Origin of the sequence: Kitasatospora sp. NPDC056184 (genome assembly GCF_042268405.1) — a bacterium.
GTDB lineage: Bacteria > Actinomycetota > Actinomycetes > Streptomycetales > Streptomycetaceae > Kitasatospora.
The window spans coordinates 38,735-55,895 of the sequence record NZ_JBHJUI010000020.1; the positions used below are offsets into that span (position 1 = coordinate 38,735).

At 73.2% G+C, this 17,161-nt stretch carries 15 protein-coding genes and 1 pseudogene; 9 read left to right on the forward strand and 7 right to left on the reverse strand.

What is annotated here, in order from left to right; genetic code table 11:
• Window positions 1-37: 37 nt before the first annotated feature.
• The 3 genes from ACFC0B_RS30625 to ACFC0B_RS30635 form a co-directional block, all read right to left on the reverse strand.
• On the reverse strand, window positions 38-1,438 hold the full coding sequence (locus ACFC0B_RS30625) for a DUF4190 domain-containing protein (RefSeq protein WP_376093028.1): 1,401 nt from the start codon (window positions 1,436-1,438) through the stop codon (window positions 38-40).
• Window positions 1,439-1,632: 194 nt separating this feature from the next.
• Window positions 1,633-2,448 carry a methyltransferase domain-containing protein gene (locus ACFC0B_RS30630; protein ID WP_376093031.1) on the reverse strand — a complete coding sequence of 272 codons (816 nt, stop codon included), beginning with the start codon at window positions 2,446-2,448 and terminating at the stop codon, window positions 1,633-1,635.
• A gap of 171 nt (window positions 2,449-2,619) precedes the next feature.
• Entirely contained in the window at window positions 2,620-3,999 is a 1,380-nt protein-coding gene (locus ACFC0B_RS30635; RefSeq protein WP_376093034.1) for a hypothetical protein, read from the reverse strand.
• Between the two features lie 177 nt (window positions 4,000-4,176).
• Here ACFC0B_RS30635 and ACFC0B_RS30640 point away from each other — a divergent pair.
• The 4 genes and pseudogenes from ACFC0B_RS30640 to ACFC0B_RS30655 all read left to right on the forward strand — a co-directional run bounded on the left by ACFC0B_RS30640 (window position 4,177) and on the right by ACFC0B_RS30655 (window position 8,666).
• Window positions 4,177-5,318, forward strand: a pseudogene (locus tag ACFC0B_RS30640) (dihydrofolate reductase family protein).
• A 77-nt stretch (window positions 5,319-5,395) separates the two neighbouring features.
• Complete coding sequence (locus ACFC0B_RS30645) at window positions 5,396-6,052, forward strand: HAD-IA family hydrolase (RefSeq protein WP_376093037.1); 657 nt, start codon at window positions 5,396-5,398, stop codon at window positions 6,050-6,052.
• Window positions 6,053-6,155: 103 nt separating this feature from the next.
• Window positions 6,156-6,431, forward strand: coding sequence for a peptidoglycan-binding protein (locus ACFC0B_RS30650; protein WP_376093040.1), 276 nt, complete (start codon window positions 6,156-6,158; stop codon window positions 6,429-6,431).
• Window positions 6,432-6,974: 543 nt separating this feature from the next.
• Complete coding sequence (locus ACFC0B_RS30655) at window positions 6,975-8,666, forward strand: AIPR family protein (protein ID WP_376093043.1); 1,692 nt, start codon at window positions 6,975-6,977, stop codon at window positions 8,664-8,666.
• Between the two features lie 79 nt (window positions 8,667-8,745).
• Here ACFC0B_RS30655 and ychF read toward each other — a convergent pair whose 3' ends face one another.
• Window positions 8,746-9,819 carry a redox-regulated ATPase YchF gene (gene ychF / locus ACFC0B_RS30660; protein ID WP_376093046.1) on the reverse strand — a complete coding sequence of 358 codons (1,074 nt, stop codon included), beginning with the start codon at window positions 9,817-9,819 and terminating at the stop codon, window positions 8,746-8,748.
• A 512-nt stretch (window positions 9,820-10,331) separates the two neighbouring features.
• Between ychF and ACFC0B_RS30665 the strand changes: the two genes are divergently transcribed.
• Complete coding sequence (locus ACFC0B_RS30665; RefSeq protein WP_376093049.1) at window positions 10,332-10,772, forward strand: DUF6542 domain-containing protein; 441 nt, start codon at window positions 10,332-10,334, stop codon at window positions 10,770-10,772.
• 32 nt (window positions 10,773-10,804) lie between these two features.
• Here the strand turns inward: ACFC0B_RS30665 and ppgK are convergent, their stop codons facing one another.
• Window positions 10,805-11,551 (reverse strand): polyphosphate--glucose phosphotransferase, encoded by a 747-nt coding sequence (gene ppgK / locus ACFC0B_RS30670; RefSeq protein ID WP_376093052.1) that lies wholly within the window; start codon window positions 11,549-11,551, stop codon window positions 10,805-10,807.
• Between the two features lie 164 nt (window positions 11,552-11,715).
• Window positions 11,716-12,693 carry a 4-hydroxy-3-methylbut-2-enyl diphosphate reductase gene (locus tag ACFC0B_RS30675; RefSeq protein ID WP_376093055.1) on the reverse strand — a complete coding sequence of 326 codons (978 nt, stop codon included), beginning with the start codon at window positions 12,691-12,693 and terminating at the stop codon, window positions 11,716-11,718.
• Window positions 12,694-12,780: 87 nt separating this feature from the next.
• On the opposite strand from ACFC0B_RS30675, the gene ACFC0B_RS30680 reads away from it, so the two are divergent.
• From ACFC0B_RS30680 to ACFC0B_RS30695, 4 genes are all read left to right on the forward strand, one after another.
• Window positions 12,781-14,154 carry an APC family permease gene (locus ACFC0B_RS30680; protein ID WP_376093058.1) on the forward strand — a complete coding sequence of 458 codons (1,374 nt, stop codon included), beginning with the start codon at window positions 12,781-12,783 and terminating at the stop codon, window positions 14,152-14,154.
• A gap of 10 nt (window positions 14,155-14,164) precedes the next feature.
• Window positions 14,165-15,388 carry an exodeoxyribonuclease VII large subunit gene (xseA, locus tag ACFC0B_RS30685; RefSeq protein WP_376093061.1) on the forward strand — a complete coding sequence of 408 codons (1,224 nt, stop codon included), beginning with the start codon at window positions 14,165-14,167 and terminating at the stop codon, window positions 15,386-15,388.
• Between the two features lie 52 nt (window positions 15,389-15,440).
• Window positions 15,441-15,704, forward strand: coding sequence for an exodeoxyribonuclease VII small subunit (locus tag ACFC0B_RS30690; protein ID WP_376093064.1), 264 nt, complete (start codon window positions 15,441-15,443; stop codon window positions 15,702-15,704).
• A 146-nt stretch (window positions 15,705-15,850) separates the two neighbouring features.
• A complete protein-coding gene (locus ACFC0B_RS30695) occupies window positions 15,851-16,450 on the forward strand; it encodes a malonic semialdehyde reductase (protein WP_376093067.1) in 600 nt (199 codons plus the stop codon).
• A gap of 139 nt (window positions 16,451-16,589) precedes the next feature.
• On the opposite strand, the gene ACFC0B_RS30700 is transcribed toward ACFC0B_RS30695, so the two are convergent.
• The gene (locus ACFC0B_RS30700) at window positions 16,590-17,126 is read right to left on the reverse strand and encodes a DUF4245 domain-containing protein (RefSeq protein WP_376093070.1); all 537 of its coding nucleotides are present in this window, start codon (window positions 17,124-17,126) and stop codon (window positions 16,590-16,592) included.
• Between the last annotated feature and the right edge of the window lie 35 nt (window positions 17,127-17,161).

The following is a 17,161-nucleotide window of genomic DNA, read 5'->3' on the forward strand; positions in this document are numbered from 1 at the left end:
CCCGGCGGGAACGGTCGGCCACGCCCCGGCGGGACCCTCAGGCCCGGACCTCGGAGGCCTGCTCGCCCGTCGACAGCCCCAGCTCGCTCCGGATGTCCACCGCGAGCTTGTTGCTCTTGACGGACAGCGCCTGCGCCTTCCGGACCTCGCGGACGAGCGTCTCGTCGTCCGTGGACTTGGCGGCGGCGTCCCAGGCGTTGGCCGCGTCCAGCTCGACGGCGCCCAGCTCGATCAGCTTGGCCCGGGCCCCGGCCGGCCAGTCGATCCCGTTGGCCGACAGGTCCGCGACCTCCTTGCGGCAGGCCCCGGCCATCGTCTTCGCCCAGGTCCGGTACTCGGCCGGCTCCTCGTCGGCCTCGCCCTCCGGCTGGACGGCGAACGCGCCGTTGTAGGCCTGGACGGCGTCCAGGTAGGTGCGCTGGGCCTGGCTGAGCTTGGTCCGGTCGGTGCGGACGCTGCCCGTGTGCGTCCTGGTCTCGTCCTGGAAGGTGCAGGTCACCCGGCGGTCGCCGGAGGCCCAGCCGGTGCGGCTCGGGTAGTAGTAGGACTCCTCCATGCCGTCGGGGACGAGCCAGGAGTCCAGGGCGTAGTCGTCGCGCACCGGGTTGCAGAGCCGCGCGGCGGCCTTCTCGATCTCGGTCAGGGTGGGGTACTCGGCGGGGCCGCGGCCCGCGAGGTTGGAGAACCCGGCGACCTCGCCGTGGTGCGGCGAGGAGCAGGGCACCCGGCGCACCCAGTAGACGCTCGCGGTCTCGGCGGTCTGGCCGGAGCTGAGCGGCGGCTGGTCGAAGCAGTCGCCGGTCGCCAGGTCGTTGATGGCCACCGAGCCCTTCGGGCCGTACCGGGTGTCCCCGTACCGCTCCTCCTCCTCGAAGCCGGCCGCGGCGAGGCCGATGAACCCGACCAGGGTGACGATCGCCCCGAGGACACCGGTGACCAGGCCGGTGACCGCCATGCCGCGGCCCTTCTCGTTCCGCTTGGGGATCTGGATCAGCGCGACGATCGCGAAGGCGAGCGCCAGCGGCCACATGCAGAGCAGGCCGGTGACCAGGGCGGCGACCGCGAAGCCGTTGGTGACCGTCGGGGCCGCCGGGTAGGGGAAGCCGGCCTGGAAGCCGGCCTGGGCGGCGGGGACGACGGCCGCCCAACCGGTGGGGCGCGGGCCGTCGGGGTCGAAGGGCGGCGGCGGCGCGCCGACGGGAGCGGCCCAGGGGTCGGGCGCGGGCGGCGCGACGGGGCCCGGGCCGGGGGCGGGCGCCGCCCACGGGTCGGGCGCGGGCGCCGGGTGCTCGGGGGCCGCGGGCGCTGCGGGCCCGGGCGCTGCGGGCGCAGGCGTCGGCTCCGCGGCGGGCGCGGGCACGGGCGCGGCCGTCGGCTTGGTCAGCTCGACCCGCTCGACCGGCTCTGGGGCGGCGGCGTCGGACTCGGGCGTGGACACGTGCGATCTCCCCCGGCCCGCGGATGGCGGGCGACAGCTCGGCAGGACGACGACCCGGGGAGCCCACGGGCGGATCGCCCCGTCGGGCCGCCGGGTACGGGAACAGGCGCGCGACTTTACCCGATCTTGTGAAACACCCGCGCACCTTTTCCCCGCCCCACGAACCATCCCGTCACCGCACGGCCACCCCCGGCTCAGCGCCGGGCCAGCACCTCCCCGTGCAGCATCGCGAACCACCCGTCACCGGCGGCCGCCCACGCCCGCCACCCGGCCGCGATCCGGTCCAGCTCGGCCTCGTCCGCGTACCCCTCGGCCACCGCCGTCCGCGCGATCGCGGAGTCCGTGATCCGGTCCGCCCACAGCCCGCCCCACCACGCGCGCTGCTCGGGCGTCGCGTACGTCCAGGTGCTCGACGTGGCGGTGACGTCGGTGAAGCCGGCCGCCCGGGCCCAGGACAGCAGCCGCCGCCCGGCGTCCGGCTCGCCGCCGTTGTGCCGGGCGATCCGCCGGTACAGCTCCAGCCAGCGGTCCAGCGCGGGCACCTCCGGGTACCAGGCCGTGGTCGCGAAGTCGACGTCCCGGACGGCGACCACGCCGCCCTCGGCGGTGACCCGGCGCAGCTCGCGCAGCGCGCCGACCGGGTCGGTCACGTGCTGCAGCACCTGGTGGGCGTGCACCACGTCGAACTCCCCGTCCGCGTACGGCAGCCGGTGCACGTCGGCGGCCTCGAACACGACGTTGGACAGGCCCCGCCCGGCGACGTACCCGGCGGCCGCCTCCAGCACCTCGGCGGAGGTGTCCGCGGCCACCACCCGGCCGTCCGGCCCGACCAGTTCGGCCAGGTCGGCGGTGATCGTGCCAGGGCCGCAGCCGATGTCCAGCACGGACTGCCCGGGCCGTATCCGGTCGCGCAGGTAGGCCGCGGAGTTCTCGACCGTCCGGGAGCGGTGCGAGCGCAGCACGGACTCCTGGTGGCCATGGGTGTAGACGGCGGGCTTCGGTGCGGTCATGGTGACGTCCCCCTCGGGATCGGCCGGCTCCTCGACGGCTCCGACGCTACTCCCCGTCCCGCATTTCAAGAAGATTCGTCTCACATTCCGACCGTTCGACGCCGGGAACGGAACGGCCCCCGCCCGGGCGGCGAACCGTCCGAACGGGGGCCGACAGCCCTGCCGTACCACCTAGTTGAGGGTGAACCAGGTGGTCCGCGACTTCTTGAACTCCGGCTGGGCGAGGTCCTTCGCCTCGACGCCGTCGTTGTACAGCACGGCCGAGCCGTCGTCGGTGATCAGCTGCACCCGGGCACCGGGAGCGGTGAGGTCGGGGATGTCCGCCACGGCCTCCCAGCCGCCCGCGTCGGCGGTCGGCAGGTCGAGCACCTTGACCGGCTGCGAGCCGGGCTGCCCGTCCCAGCGGTAGAGCGCGTACGGGTCGGAGTTGTCGTCGGCCGCCCAGGAGCCGGCCACGATCAGGTACTGGCCGAGCGCGTTGCGCCGCAGGTCGCGCACCGAGAGCCCGCCGAGGTCCAACTCGATCGGCTCGCCGAAGGAGGCGTGCGAACCACTGAACAGCGACGGAAAGTTGGTGACCGGCACGATCAGCGCCCGGCCGCCGGTGACCGCCGGGGTGAGCGGCGCCCGGAAGCCCACGTACGCGGTGGTGGTGCTGCCCGGCGCGAACTCCAGGCCCTCGACGTTGAAGCCGTCGATCTGCTTGGGCACCTGCCCGGCCGCCGCGCCGGCCGCGAAGCCGTAGCGGTTGCCGTGCGCGCGGTCCCAGGCGATCAGGTCGTCGCGCAGGACGGTGGAGGAGCCGGCGAGCGACAGCTGGGTGGCGGCGCCCGAGCCGGTGACGGTGGTGGCGAACACGGTGTGCCGGGACGTCTTGATCTCGCCGCTCTTGTTGTTGCCCAGCGAGCCGGTCCAGTAGACGGTGTTGCCGACCCGGGTGGCGCCCTCGATGTCGATCTCCTTGCTGACGCCGAGCGCGGAGGAGAAGTCCCAGGTGCGGACGGGCGCCCCGGAGGCGTTGCGGTCGTACAGCCGCAGCACGTTGGACTCGTCGTCGGCCACCAGGATGTAGCCGCCGCCCGCGTCCACCGCCGCCGAGGCGTCGCTGGAGCCGGTCAGGTAGCGGCTGTCCGCCGAGAACCCCACCGCCGGCGAGGCCGCGTAGTGCAGCGTCTTCGACGCGGTCTTGCCGCCGAGCCCGGTGACCTTGACGGTCAGGTCGGTGTAGCCGACGCCCTGCGCGGCGACCGCGAGGGTGCGCGCGGAGCCGGTGCCGGTCACGGTGACGTCGCCGGTCCGGGCCACGGCCGTGCGGGTGCTGGCGGTGGCGGCCACGGTGAGCGAGGAGACCGGGGCGCCGCTCTGGGCGACCGTGACGGTGACCGTCGGGTCGCCGGTGGCGCCGACCGCGCCGGACAGGTAGGCGGCGGAGAACGTGATCGTCGGGGTGCCGTAGGTCACGGCGGCGGCGGGCCCGGCCGGGAGGGCGAGCAGCGGCAGGGCGGCGGTGGCGACGGCCAGCGGCAGCAGGCGGCGGGAGGGACGGGACACGGTGACTGCCCTTCGACGTGGGGGGCGGTGCGAGGTCCGCACCAGGGTGGGGCCTGCCGGCGAACGCCGCCCCGACGGCAGCGGGCCGTTCGGCGAACACCGGCCCTCGCCCGGCCCCCTCGCCCGCGGGCGCCGTACCGTGGACGGGCAGCCGCCTCACAGAACGGTCCCCCCACCATGCCCGCGCCGCGCCCCTTCGTCCTGCTGAGCGCCGCGATGTCGCTCGACGGGCACCTCGACGACGCCTCACCCGAGCGGCTGCTGCTCTCCGGGCCGGCCGACTTCGACCGGGTGGACGCCGAACGGGCCGCGAGCGACGCGGTCCTGGTCGGCGGCAACACCCTGCGCACGGACAACCCCCGGCTGCTGGTCAACGACCCCGGGCGGCGGGCCGCCCGGCGCGCGGCGGGCCGCCCGGAGTACCCGCTGAAGGTGACGCTCAGCGCGAGCGGCCGGCTGGACCGCTCACTGCGGTTCTGGCACACCGGCGGCGAGCGGCTCGCCTACACCACGGACGACGGGGCCGCCGTCCTGCGCCCGGCGCTGGACGGGCTGGCCGAGGTGGTGGCGCTCGGCGCGGCGGTGGAGCTGGGCGCGGTGCTGGACGACCTCGGCGCGCGCGGGGTGCGGCGGCTGATGGTCGAGGGCGGCAGCGGGGTGCACACCCAGTTCCTGGCCCAGGGGCTCGCGGACGAGCTCCAGCTCGTGGTGGCGCCACTGCTGGTCGGCCAGGCGGGGGCGCCGCGGTTCGTCGGCCCGGCGGACTTCCCCGGCGGCCCCGCCCGGCGGATGCGGCTGCTGGAGGCCCGTACGGTGGGTGACGTCGTCCTGCTCAGGTACGCCCCGAAGGAGCCCGCCCCGTGACCGACCCGCACCCCGCCGACCCGGCCTTCCTCCGCCGGGCCGTCGAACTCTCCCGCCGCTGCCCGCCCTCGGAGACCGCGTTCTCGGTCGGCGCGGTGGTCGTCGCCGCCGACGGCACCGTGCTGGCCGAGGGGTTCAGCCGCGAGGCGGACGGCCACGACCACGCCGAGGAGGCGGCGCTCGGCAAGCTCCCGGCCGGCGACCCCCGGCTGCGCGGCGCGACCGTCTACAGCTCACTGGAGCCCTGCGGACAGCGCGCCTCCCGCCCGGTGCCGTGCGCCGAGCTGCTGATCGCGGCCGGCGTCCCCCGGGTGGTGGTGGCCTGGCGCGAGCCGTCCACCTTCGTCGCCGAGACCCGGGGCGCCGCCCGGCTGGAGGCGGCCGGCGTCGAGCTGGTGGAGCTGCCCGAACTGGCCGAGGAGGCCCGCGCGGTCAACGCGCACCTGCTGGGCTGAGGCGCTCGAAGCACGGGGCGATCTTTTGTATCATGAATAAACAATCTCCTTCGCCCCCACGCCCCTGGAGCCGCCCGATGCCCGCGACGACCTTCACCCCCCGCGCCCTCCTGCTCGACATGGACGGCACCCTGGTCAACTCCGACGCCGTGGTGGAGCGCTGCTGGCGCCGCTGGGCCGAGCGGCACGGCCTCGACCCGGCCGAGGTGCTGCGCGTCGCCCACGGCCGCCAGGGCCACGCCACCATGGCCGTCCTGCTGCCGGACCGCCCGGTGGAGGTCAACCTCGCCGAGAACGAGCGGATGCTGGACGAGGAGAAGGCCGACACCGAGGGCGTCGTCCCGGTCCCCGGCGCCCCCGCCTTCCTCGCCGCCCTGGCCGACCTCCCGCACGCCCTGGTCACCTCCGCCGACGCCCCGCTCGCCCGCGTCCGGATGGCCGCCGCCGGCCTCCCGCTGCCGCCGGTCCTGGTCACCGCCGAGTCCGTCGGCGCCAGCAAGCCCGATCCGGAGGGCTTCCTCAAGGGCGCCGCCGCCCTCGGCTTCGCCCCCGCCGACTGCCTCGCCTTCGAGGACTCCGAGGCCGGCATAGCCGCCGCCCGCGCCGCCGGCGTCCCGGTCATCGGCATCGGCCCCCGCGCCGCCGCCCACCGCCCCACCGCCCACGCCCTCACCCTCGAAGCCCTCACCGTCACCCCGGGCCCCGCCGGCACCCTCACCGTCACCGTCGGCTGACTCCGCCGCCACGAGCTGCGACCACGGGAGCCCTGTGCTTCGCTGGAAGGGCGCGGACCAGCCGTTCGCCCCCGATCGGGTGTGATCGCAAAGGAGTCCCGAGGTGACCACCCCACCCACCCAGAACTGCAACTTCACCACCGCCCGCCCGACGCTCAAGCAGGGCTCCTCGGGCGACGCCGTGAAGCAGGCCCAGTGCTACCTCAATTCCTCCCTGACCGGCGAACCGCTCCTCGTCGACGGCGTGTTCGGCCCCGTCACGGACGCCGCGACGAGACGCTTCCAGGCGTGCGCCAAGATCACCGTGGACGGCATCATCGGCGCCCAGACCTGGTCCTTCCTCACCTTCTTCGCCAACTCCCCGGGCTTCGCCTGCTGACCACCGCACACCAGGTGGCCGCCTGCCCCGCCGCCGCGCGGGTCGGGCGGCCACCTGGTCGGACGCGCCGGGCCGCTGGCACTCCAGCGGCCCGGATGTGCCCATCCCTGCCGCGCGACCCACGTCGACCGGCCACGCACTCCGTCCGTCGCCCCCGACAGCCTGGCCACCGTCGCGAGGTGCCGGCGCGATGCCCCCGGGGCAGGGTGGCACGGATCTCCCGGCAGGCGAAGGAGATCCGGTGGCCCGGATCGGAAAGCCGGGCCTCGCGACCCGTCAGGACAACATCGGTCGCCCGATCATGAGTCCATCCGTCGGCCTCGAACCCTGTGATGCCGGTGATCACAAGGAAGAACTCGAAAGAGTCGTGCCCCCTGATGTCGACACCTCAGCAGAGTCAAGGGGCGGTGTCGAAGCTCGAAGTCCGCGTCGCCCCACTCCGCAGCAGCCCGCCGCCCCTTCGCCGAAAGGCCCAGGGCCGGACCATTCGCGGGGACTAGGCTGGGCCACCTGATCCACGGAACAACGAGGGGCGGGACCTCCGTGCGCGCGCTGCACGTTCACCATGTCAAGGATTCACTCCGGCAGGACTACACCGGCCTGATCGATTTGAGCGATCTGCCCCGCAATCAGCCGGCCCAATCGGAGGCACCCTTCCTCAGTAGGGCCCTGGCGGCTCGCGCCGTCCAGCGCTTCACAGGCTGCACCCCCGAGGACGCCGCCGCCGCCGTGACCGACGGATTCCACGACAACGGCATCGACGCCCTGGCCATTGACGACGAGAACCGCCGGATCGTCATCGTCCAGTCGAAGCTGGACGGGTCGGGAAACGCCGGCCTCTCCCAGGCCGACGCGCTCAAGATCAAGAACGGCTGCGGCGACCTCTTCAACATGAGGTTCGACCGCTTCTCGCCCAAACTGCAAGCACGCCGCGAGGAGATCACCGCGGCCCTGAGCGACGCCTCCGTCACCTTCATCGTGGTCGTCGCCACCACAGGCCAAAGCACCCTGCCCCCAGAAGCCCAGCACGTGTTCGACGACTTCCTGGACGAAGCCAACGAGAACGACCCGGTGGTCACTCTGGAGATACTCGGCCTGCGAGAGTTTCACTCCATGGTCGTCGAAGGAACAGCAGGGCCTCGAATCGAACTGACCGTTCCGATCGAGCAATGGGGCAAGGTCGACCTCCCATACCAGGCGTACTACGGCCTTGTCCAGGCGACGGAAATCGCCTCCTGGTTCGAACAGCACGGCGACCGGCTCTTCTCGCAGAACCTTCGCAAGTCGCTCGGCAGCACGGAGGTGAACGAGGGGCTGACCCACACGCTGCTCACCCAGGGCGAGAATTTCTGGTACTTCAACAACGGCATCACCGCACTCTGCGAATCGATCAAGAAAACGCCTCGCGGCGGCTCCACCCACACGTACGGCGACTTCGAGATCGAGGGCGTGAGCGTGGTCAACGGCGCACAGACGGTGGCGAGCATCCACCGGGCCGCGAAAAAGGACGAGAAGTCCCTTGAAGAGGCCCGGGTATGGGTCCGATTCATCTCCCTCGAAGGATGCCCGTCCGACTTCGCCACAGATGTGACGCGAGCAACCAACACCCAGAACAGCGTCGAGAGCCGCGACTTCGTCGCGCTCGACAAACAGCAGGAACGCATTCGCCGGGACATGCTTCTCTCGCTGCACAAGCAGTACTCCGTCAAGCGTGGAGAGAACGCCCCCGCCGAGAGCGACGGCTGCACCGTCGAGGACGCGATCGTGGCCCTCGCCTGCGCCCACGCGAACTCCTACTACACAGTTCTCGCAAAAAGCGCGGTCGGGCGCCTTTCAGAAAACACCGAACGGGCGCCCTATACCAATCTCTTCAACGGAGGGACCAGCGCCCACCAGGTGTGGCGCTGTGTTCAGGTGATGCGCGCGGTCGAAGCCGACCTGGCACATCGCCGACGGTACCTCGTCGACCGGGAGTTCGCCGTGGCCGCGCATGGGAACCGGCTCGTGCTGCACTTGGTCTTCAGCCAGCTTGAGCTGGACAAGATCAACGATGCGAACTACGACTGGGACAAGGAGATCAAGCGGGTTCCCAAGGTCACCGGCACCATCCTGAGGCAGCTGACCGACGCCATCGAGAGCACCTACTCCAACAACTACCTCGCGCCCCTCTTCAAGAACACCACGAAGTGCCGCGATCTGGTGGCCCAGGTCAAGGCCAACCTGAGCTCCGGCTGACCACCAGCACCCCGCGCGGAAACGAAGGCGGGCCGGGCTCCCAAGGAGCCCGGCCCGCTCGACGCGAGGCAGCCGACCGTCAAACGTTGAAGCGGAACTCCACGACGTCGCCGTCCTGCATGGTGTAGTCCTTGCCCTCGATGCGGGCCTTGCCCTTGGCGCGGGCCTCGGGGAGGGATCCGGTCTCGACGAGGTCGGCGAAGGAGATGACCTCGGCCTTGATGAAGCCCTTCTGGAAGTCGGTGTGGATCACACCGGCGGCCTCGGGGGCGGTGGCGCCCTTCTTGATGGTCCAGGCGCGGGCTTCCTTGGGACCGGCGGTGAGGTAGGTCTGCAGGCCGAGGGTGTCGAAGCCGACGCGGGCGAGGGTGGCGAGGCCGGGCTCGTCCTGGCCCATCGACTGGAGGAGCTCCAGGGCCTCGGCGTCGTCCAGCTCGATCAGCTCGGACTCGATCTTGGCGTTGAGGAAGATCGCCTCGGCGGGGGCGACCAGCTCGCGCTGGGCCTGCTTGAAGGCCTCGTCGGACAGCTCGTCCTCGTCGACGTTGAAGACGTAGAGGAAGGGCTTGGCGGTCAGCAGGTGCAGCTCGCGGATCGGGGCGGTGTCGAAGCCGGCCTCGAAGAGGGTCTTGCCGGTCTCCAGGATCGCCTGGGCGGCCTCGGCGGCGGCCAGCACGGGGGCGGTGTCCTTCTTGAGGCGCGCCTCCTTCTGGAGCCGGGGCAGGACCTTCTCGATGGTCTGCAGGTCGGCCAGGATCAGCTCGGTGTGGATGGTCTCGATGTCGTCCTTGGGGGACACCTTGCCGTCCACGTGGACCACGTCGGGGTCGGTGAAGGCGCGCACGACCTGGCAGATGGCGTCCGACTCGCGGATGTTGGCGAGGAACTTGTTGCCCAGGCCCTCGCCCTCGCTGGCGCCGCGGACGATGCCCGCGATGTCGACGAAGTCGACGGTGGCCGGGAGGATGCGCTGCGAGCCGAAGATCTCGGCGAGCTTGTTCAGCCGCTCGTCCGGGACGCCGACGACGCCGACGTTGGGCTCGATGGTGGCGAACGGGTAGTTGGCCGCCAGCACGTCGTTCTTGGTCAGGGCGTTGAACAGGGTCGACTTGCCGACGTTCGGCAGGCCGACGATTCCGATCGTGAGCGACATGAAGCGCAGTCCTGTGGGCTTGGAGGAGTTGGGCCGGCCCGTCCACCGGACCGATCCCCCAGTCTACGGGCAGCGGGTCAGGCCTCCGCCGCCCCCGGCGGCGGGATCAGGAACTCCGGGCGGTGCCCGGGCAGGTCGTCCGCCGGGAGGCCGGGGCGGCCCGTTCGAACGGGAAAGCACTGGTCATCCGCATCCCCCGGGCAGTTGAGCGACGGTCACACCAATACTCCGTCCGGAGACACGGACCAAGCCCCGACGGCCCATTACACAGTGTGGCGATGATCGGACCGTACGTTGGGTGGGTGGAGCAGAGCATCCGTACCCAGCCGCCAGGGCCCAGACGCCGATCGCCGAACGGCGCGGCCGGGGCCGCCGTCCCCGGGCCTGGCCGCGCCCGCGAGAGCGCCGGGGAGTCGGCCGTTCCGCCCGGGAGGGCCCGGGGCAGGACCGCCGGGAAGGCTCCGGGCAGGGCCGGGGCGCGGGCCGGCGGCCCGGGCTCCCGGCTACGCCCCGTGTCCGGTCCCCCGGAACGGCCCCGGATCGCCGGGCGGCTGTACGGGCGCCGGCGCACCGGCCGGCCGGCCCGGCTGACCGCGGTCGGCACCGGGGTGGTCGCCCTGGTGGCGACGGTGGCGGTGGCCGGCCTGGACCGGCTGGCCTTCGGCGGGCTCGGGGTGCTGTTCGGCATCGGCTACCTGCTGGTCTGCTTCCAGCTGGCGGTCCGGGTCCGGTACGCCGACCTGCTGGCCGCGCCGATCAGCGGGCCGATCGCCTTCGCCGTGGCGCTGCTGCTGTTCGGGCCGGTCACCTCCACCGGGGTGACCGCGCAGGTGGTGGCGCTGGCGACGAACCTGGCCACCCGTTCCGGCTGGCTGTTCACCGGTACCGGGCTGGCCGCCGTGATCGCGCTGGCCCGGTTCGTCGCCCAGCGCCGCATCCACCGCGCGCGCTGAGCGGCCGGGGGCGGACCGGTCGGACCGGGGGGTCAGGCGGTGGCGCGGGCCGCCGCCATGGCCGCGCCGACGATGCCGGCGTCGTTGCGCAGCTCCGCCGGGACGATCCGCGCGCCGCGTTCGCGCAGCAGCGGCATGAACTTCTCGTGCTTGCGGCTCACCCCGCCGCCGATCACGATCAGCTGCGGCGAGAACAGCATCTCCACCAGGTCCAGGTACTCGTCCACCCGGCCGGCCCACTGCGCCCAGTTCAGCCCGTGCCGCTCCTTCGCCGCCGAGGAGGCCCGCCGTTCGGCGTCCTTGCCGCGCAGCTCCAGGTGGCCGAGCTCGGTGTTGGGCACCAGGACGCCGTCCACGAACAGGGCGCTGCCGATGCCGGTGCCGAAGGTGAGGACGAGGACCACGCCCGCCTGCCCGCGGCCGGCGCCGTGGGCGGTCTCGGCGAGGCCGGCCGCGTCGGCGTCGTTGAGCACCACGGCCGGCAGGTCGAGCGCCTCGCGGAACAGGCCGGCGGCGTCCAGGCCGATCCAGCCCTTGTCCACGTTGGCGGCGGTCACGGTGCGGCCGTCGACGACCACGCCGGGGAAGGTCAGGCCCACCGGGCCCTGGTGGCCGAAGTGGCGGACCACCTCGCGGACGGCGGCGACCACGGCCTCCGGGGTGGAGGGCTGCGGGGTGAGGACCTTGTGCCGCTCCTGGGCGAGCACGCCCCGGGCGAGGTCGACGGGGGCGCCCTTGATGCCCGACCCGCCGATGTCCACACCGAATACCGCCGTCATGACGACCGCCCTCCGCCGAAGTTGTCCACAGGCCTGTGCACAGGACCTGCCCGTGCACAAAACCTACGAGAACCCGCCTGGCCCCGCACAGCGGAGGACCCGGCACCCGAACGGGCCACCGGGTCCTGCGCCGGAACGTCCGCCGGAGCGCCCGGCGGGACGTCCTACAGCTTGCCCGCGGCCTCGGCGCGCAGGTCGCGGCGGAGCTCCTTGGGCAGCGAGAAGACGAGGTGCTCCTCGGCGGTCTTGACGGTGGAGACCTCGTCGTAGCCGCGCGCGGCCAGCCACTCCAGCACGCCCTCGACCAGGATCTCCGGCACCGAGGCGCCGCTGGTCAGGCCGACCGTGTTGACGCCCTCCAGCCACTCCTCGCGGATCTCCTCGGCGAAGTCCACCAGGTGGGCGGCCTTGGCGCCGTACTCCAGGCCGACCTCGACCAGGCGCACCGAGTTGGAGGAGTTCTTCGAGCCGACCACGATCAGCAGGTCGGTCTCCGGGGCCATCTGCTTGACCGCGACCTGGCGGTTCTGGGTGGCGTAGCAGATGTCGTCGCTGGGCGGGCTGACCAGCAGCGGGAAGCGCTTCTTCAGCTCGCCGACGGTGGCCATGGTCTCGTCCACCGAGAGCGTGGTCTGGGAGAGCCAGACGACCTTGGACTCGTCGCGGACCCGCACGTTGGCGACGTCCTCGGCGCCGTCCACCAGGTGGATCCGGTCCGGGGCCTCGCCCATCGTGCCGATGACCTCCTCGTGGCCCTCGTGGCCGACCAGCAGGATGTCGTAGTCCTCGTCGGCGAAGCGCACGGCCTCCTTGTGGACCTTGGTCACCAGCGGGCAGGTGGCGTCGACGGTGGCGAGCTTGCCGGCCCGGGCCTCGTCGTGCACCGAGGGCGCCACGCCGTGGGCCGAGAAGACCACGATCGAGCCCTCGGGCACCTCCTCCGTCTCGTCGACGAAGATCGCGCCCTTCTTCTCCAGGGTCTGCACCACGTACTTGTTGTGGACGATCTGCTTGCGGACGTAGATGGGGGCCCCGTACTGCTCCAGGGCCTTCTCCACGGCGATCACGGCGCGGTCGACGCCCGCGCAGTAGCCCCGGGGGGCGGCGAGCAGGACACGGCGCTGCGCGGTGTTGGAGGACATGGCTCCATCGTACGGGCGGGACGCGGCCGCGCCGACGGGAGCCGCGTTCCCGTCGGAAGCGGTCGCGGGTGCTCAAATGTGGAAGCTATGAGCGAGCGAGTCGGGCCGGACGGCCCCGCGGTGCCGGACGGGTCGCACGGTGGGCTGCGGCGCACCCTGGGTGTGCGCGACCTGGTGGTGTACGGGCTGCTGTTCATCGCCCCGATGGCCCCGGTGGGGGTGTTCGGGGTGCTCGACGCCAAGAGCCACGGGGCGGTCGCCGCGGTCTACCTGGTGGCCACCGTGGCGATGGGGTTCACCGCCGTCTCGTACGCCCGGATGGTGCGGGCGGTGCCGCAGACCGGTTCGGTGTACGCCTACGCGCGGGCCGGGCTGGGCGACGGGGCCGGCTTCGTCGCCGGCTGGATGGCGATGCTCGACTACCTGCTGATCCCGGCGGTCGCGTACCTGTTCAGCGGCATCGCGCTCAACTCGCTGGTGCCGGACGTCTCGCGCTGGGTGTGGACGGCGCTCGCGGTGGTGCTGACCACCGGGCTGAACCTGGCCGGGGTGCGGACGGCGGCCGTGGTCGGCTTCGCGGTGCTGGCGATGGAGCTCGCGGTGCTGGCGGTGTTCGTGGTCGCGGCGGTGGTGGTGCTGGCCCGGGACGGCGCGCAGCGCGACTGGGCGAGCCCGTTCACGGCGGTCGGCGGCTTCTCGACGACGGCGGTGCTCTCGGCGGTCTCCGTGGCGGTGCTGTCCTACCTGGGCTTCGACGCGATCGCGACCTTCGTGGAGGAGGCGGTCGGCGCCTCGGCGGCGGTGGCCCGGGCGGTGCTGTGGTGCCTGGTGCTGTCCGGCGCGCTGTTCGTGGCGCAGACCTACCTGGCGGCGCTGCTGGAGCCGCTCGCCCCGCAGCAGCTGGCGGCGGACCCGGCGGCGCAGGGGTCGGCGTTCTACGACACGGTGGAGGGCTCGGTCGGGCACTGGCTGCACGTGCTGGTCGCGTCCAGCAAGGCGATCGGCGCGGCGTTCGCGGCGCTGGCCGGGCAGGCGGCGGCCGGGCGGCTGCTGTTCGCGATGGGCCGGGACGGGCGGCTGCCGCGCTTCCTGGGCGCCGTCGACCCGGGCTCGGCGGTGCCCCGCCGGGCGCTGCTGGTGTCGGCGGCGATCACCCTGGCCGCGGCCGTCTGGGCGGCGGACCGGGACGACGGCCTGGACCGGCTGACCTCGGTGGTGAACATCGGCGCGCTCACCGCGTTCACCCTGCTGCACGCCTCGGTGGTGGGCTGGTACGCGGTGCGGCACCGCTCCCGGAACCGCTGGGCGGACGTGGTGGTGCCGGTGCTGGGCGTGGCGGTGATCGGCGCGGTGGTGGCCGAGGCCTCGGGCGCCGCGCAGGTGGTGGGGCTGGTCTGGCTGGCCGTCGGGCTGCTGGTGCTGCTCGGCCGGCGGGCTTCCGCTGTCGGCGGACGCCGCTAGCCTCGTACCCATGGCCAACCCCAGCTCCCCCGAAGCGCCGCTCCCGGTCGGCAAGGTCTCCGCGCTGATCGGGGGCTGGGTCGACCGGCTCGGCGCGGTCTGGGTGGAGGGGCAGATCACCCAGCTCAGCCGGCGGCCGGGCGCGGGGGTGGTGTTCCTGACGCTGCGCGACCCGCAGGCCGACGTCTCGCTGACCGTGACGTGCTTCCGCTCCGTCTTCGACCAGGTCGCGGACGCGGTGCAGGAGGGCTCGCGGGTGATCGTGCACGCCAAGCCCGAGTGGTACGCGGCGCGCGGCCAGCTCTCGCTGCGGGCCTCCGAGATCCGGCTGGTCGGGCTGGGCGAGCTGCTGGCCCGGCTGGAGCAGCTGAAGCGGCGGCTGGCCGGCGAGGGCCTGTTCGCCGCGGAGCGCAAGAAGCCGCTGCCGTTCCTGCCGCAGTGCGTCGGGCTGGTCACCGGCCGGGGTTCGGCGGCCGAGCGGGACGTCCTGGAGAACGCCCGGCGGCGCTGGCCGGCCGTCCGCTTCGAGGTCCGCAACGTGCCGGTGCAGGGCGTCAGCGCGGTGGAGCGGGTGAGCGAGGCCGTCCGGGAGCTGGACGAGCACCCCGAGGTGGACGTGATCGTCGTGGCCCGGGGCGGCGGCAGCGTCGAGGACCTGCTGCCGTTCTCCGACGAGGGCCTGGTGCGGCTGGTCGCGGCCGCCCGGACGCCGGTGGTGAGCGCGATCGGGCACGAGCCGGACCAGCCGCTGCTGGACTTCGTCGCCGACCTGCGCGCCTCCACGCCGACCGACGCCGCCAAACGGGTGGTTCCGGACGTCGGCGAGGAGCTGGCCAAGATCCGCCAGCTGCGCGACCGGGCCCGGCGGCACGTACTGGCCCAGGTGGAGCGCGAGCAGCACGGGCTGGACGGCGTGCGCAGCCGCCCGGTGCTGGCCGCGCCGCAGCGGATGCTGGACGGGCGCGGGCAGGAGGTGGACGGGCTGCTGGAGCGGGCCCGGCGCACGCTGCGCCACCGGCTGGACCACGCGCAGAGCGACCTCGGGCACACCCTGGCCCGGGTGGTGGCGCTCTCCCCGGCGGCCACCCTGGAGCGCGGCTACGCGGTGCTGCAGCGGGGCGACGGCACGGTGGTGACCGATCCGGCGCAGGCCGCGGCGGGCGAGGAACTGCACGCCCGGGTGGCGGGCGGCGGCTTCGACGTCACGGTGGCGGGCGGTCGGCAGGCCGGCTGAGCGGCGGGCGGGGCGGTCCGTGCTGTCGGTGCGGGCCCCTACGCTGGCTGGCATGGCAGATCAGGAGCAGGACCCGGCGGCGACCACCGCGCAGACCCCGACCGCGGACGACGCGCTGGGCTACGAGCACGCGCGGGACGCGCTGCTGGAGGTGGTCCGGCAGCTGGAGAACGGCGGCACCTCGCTGGAGGAGTCGCTGGCGCTGTGGGAGCGCGGCGAGCAGCTGGCGAAGGTCTGCCAGCGCTGGCTGGACGGCGCGCGGGCCCGGCTGGACGCCGCGCTGGCGGCCGAGGAGGGGGCCCCTCCGCAGGGGTGATCCGGGGCGCCGGGCCGAGGTGACGCAGGTCACACTCGGGAGCGGAACAGTTGAATCTTCATTTATGTTGGGACTCAATGATCGGCCACCACCGGTCACCAGCAACAGCTGTTCTCCACCGTTTCTTCCTCCCCGAGGTGCACACAATGACCACCGACGCCCTGGTTCTCGACACCGCCGCCCAGGACCTGCTGTTCCGCGAGGCCCGCACCGCCAACACCTTCACCGACGAGCCGGTCTCCGACGAGCAGGTCCAGGCCATCTACGAGCTGGTCAAGTTCGGCCCGACGGCGATGAACCAGCAGCCGCTGCGCGTCGTCCTGGTCCGCTCGGCCGAGGCCCGCGAGCGCCTCGTCCAGCACCTCGGCGAGGGCAACAAGGCCAAGACCACCACCGCCCCGCTGACCGCCATCCTGGCCGTGGACAACGAGTTCCACGAGGAGCTGCCGACCGTCTTCCCGCACTTCCCCGGTGCCAAGGACTACTTCACCGAGCGCCCGGTCCGCGAGACCTCGGCCGCGATGAACGGCGCCCTGCAGGCCGGCTACTTCATCATCGGCGTCCGCGCCGCCGGCCTGGCCGCCGGCCCGATGACCGGCTACGACGCCGAGGGCATCAACAAGGAGTTCTTCGCCGACGGCGAGCACTCGGTGCTGGCCGTGGTGAACATCGGCAAGCCGGGCGAGAACGCCTGGTACCCGCGCTCCCCGCGCCTCGCCTACGACGAGGTCGTCACCACCGTCTGAGCCTGACGGCCGACGGACACCGCGAGGGCCCCGCACACACCGTGTGCGGGGCCCTTCGCGTTCGTCCTCCGCCGGCGGGCGCCGCCCGGCCGGCCCGGCCCCGGGAGCGGAGAGCTCCGCTCCCGGGGCGGAAACCGGACTACTTCAGCGCCCGCGCCAGCTCGGCCAGCTCCTCGTAGGAGGCGGTGCCGGTCAGCAGGGTCGTCGCGCCGCCGGACTGCACGGTGAGCGCCCGCGCCTTGGGGCCCTGCACCTTCTCCCAGGTCTGCCCGGCGACCTCGACGGTGCCGTCCGGCTTGCCGTCCGCCACCGCGGCCCTGACCAGGTCCTCGGGCTTGGCGTCGCTCTGCTCCAGGGCCGCGTACTGCCCGGCGGGGGTGACGAAGCCGAGGTGCCAGGCGTTGCCCCTGCCACCGCCCAGCGACGCCGGGTTGTACGTCACCGAGGTGGCCCGCCACTGCGCGGGCAGGCCCTCGGGGGAGAGCAGCGGATACGGCGCGGCGCGCTTCGCCGAGGCCGCGGCCACCGAGTACTCGACCGTGCGGACCCCGTCACCGTCCGCGTCGTGCGGCAGGAACAGGTACCCGACCCACACCACGACGCCGACGGCCAGCATCGACAGGATCATGTCCCGTACGGTCTGCCGGCCCCTCATGCCCTTGCTCTCTCCAGCCACCCCCACATGGTGACCCATGCCGACGCCCGCCCCCG

Excerpts from the sequence above, each read along its gene's own strand:
- ACFC0B_RS30630 (WP_376093031.1), bottom strand. The coding sequence starts at position 2,448 with ATGACCGCACCGAAGCCCGCCGTCTACACCCATGGCCACCAGGAGTCC.
- ACFC0B_RS30645 (WP_376093037.1), top strand. The coding sequence starts at position 5,396 with ATGCCCGCGACGACCTTCACCCCCCGCGCCCTCCTGCTCGACATGGAC.
- ychF (WP_376093046.1), bottom strand. The coding sequence starts at position 9,819 with ATGTCGCTCACGATCGGAATCGTCGGCCTGCCGAACGTCGGCAAGTCG.
- ppgK (WP_376093052.1), bottom strand. The coding sequence starts at position 11,551 with ATGACGGCGGTATTCGGTGTGGACATCGGCGGGTCGGGCATCAAGGGC.
- ACFC0B_RS30675 (WP_376093055.1), bottom strand. The coding sequence starts at position 12,693 with ATGTCCTCCAACACCGCGCAGCGCCGTGTCCTGCTCGCCGCCCCCCGG.
- ACFC0B_RS30680 (WP_376093058.1), top strand. The coding sequence starts at position 12,781 with ATGAGCGAGCGAGTCGGGCCGGACGGCCCCGCGGTGCCGGACGGGTCG.
- xseA (WP_376093061.1), top strand. The coding sequence starts at position 14,165 with ATGGCCAACCCCAGCTCCCCCGAAGCGCCGCTCCCGGTCGGCAAGGTC.
- ACFC0B_RS30690 (WP_376093064.1), top strand. The coding sequence starts at position 15,441 with ATGGCAGATCAGGAGCAGGACCCGGCGGCGACCACCGCGCAGACCCCG.
- ACFC0B_RS30695 (WP_376093067.1), top strand. The coding sequence starts at position 15,851 with ATGACCACCGACGCCCTGGTTCTCGACACCGCCGCCCAGGACCTGCTG.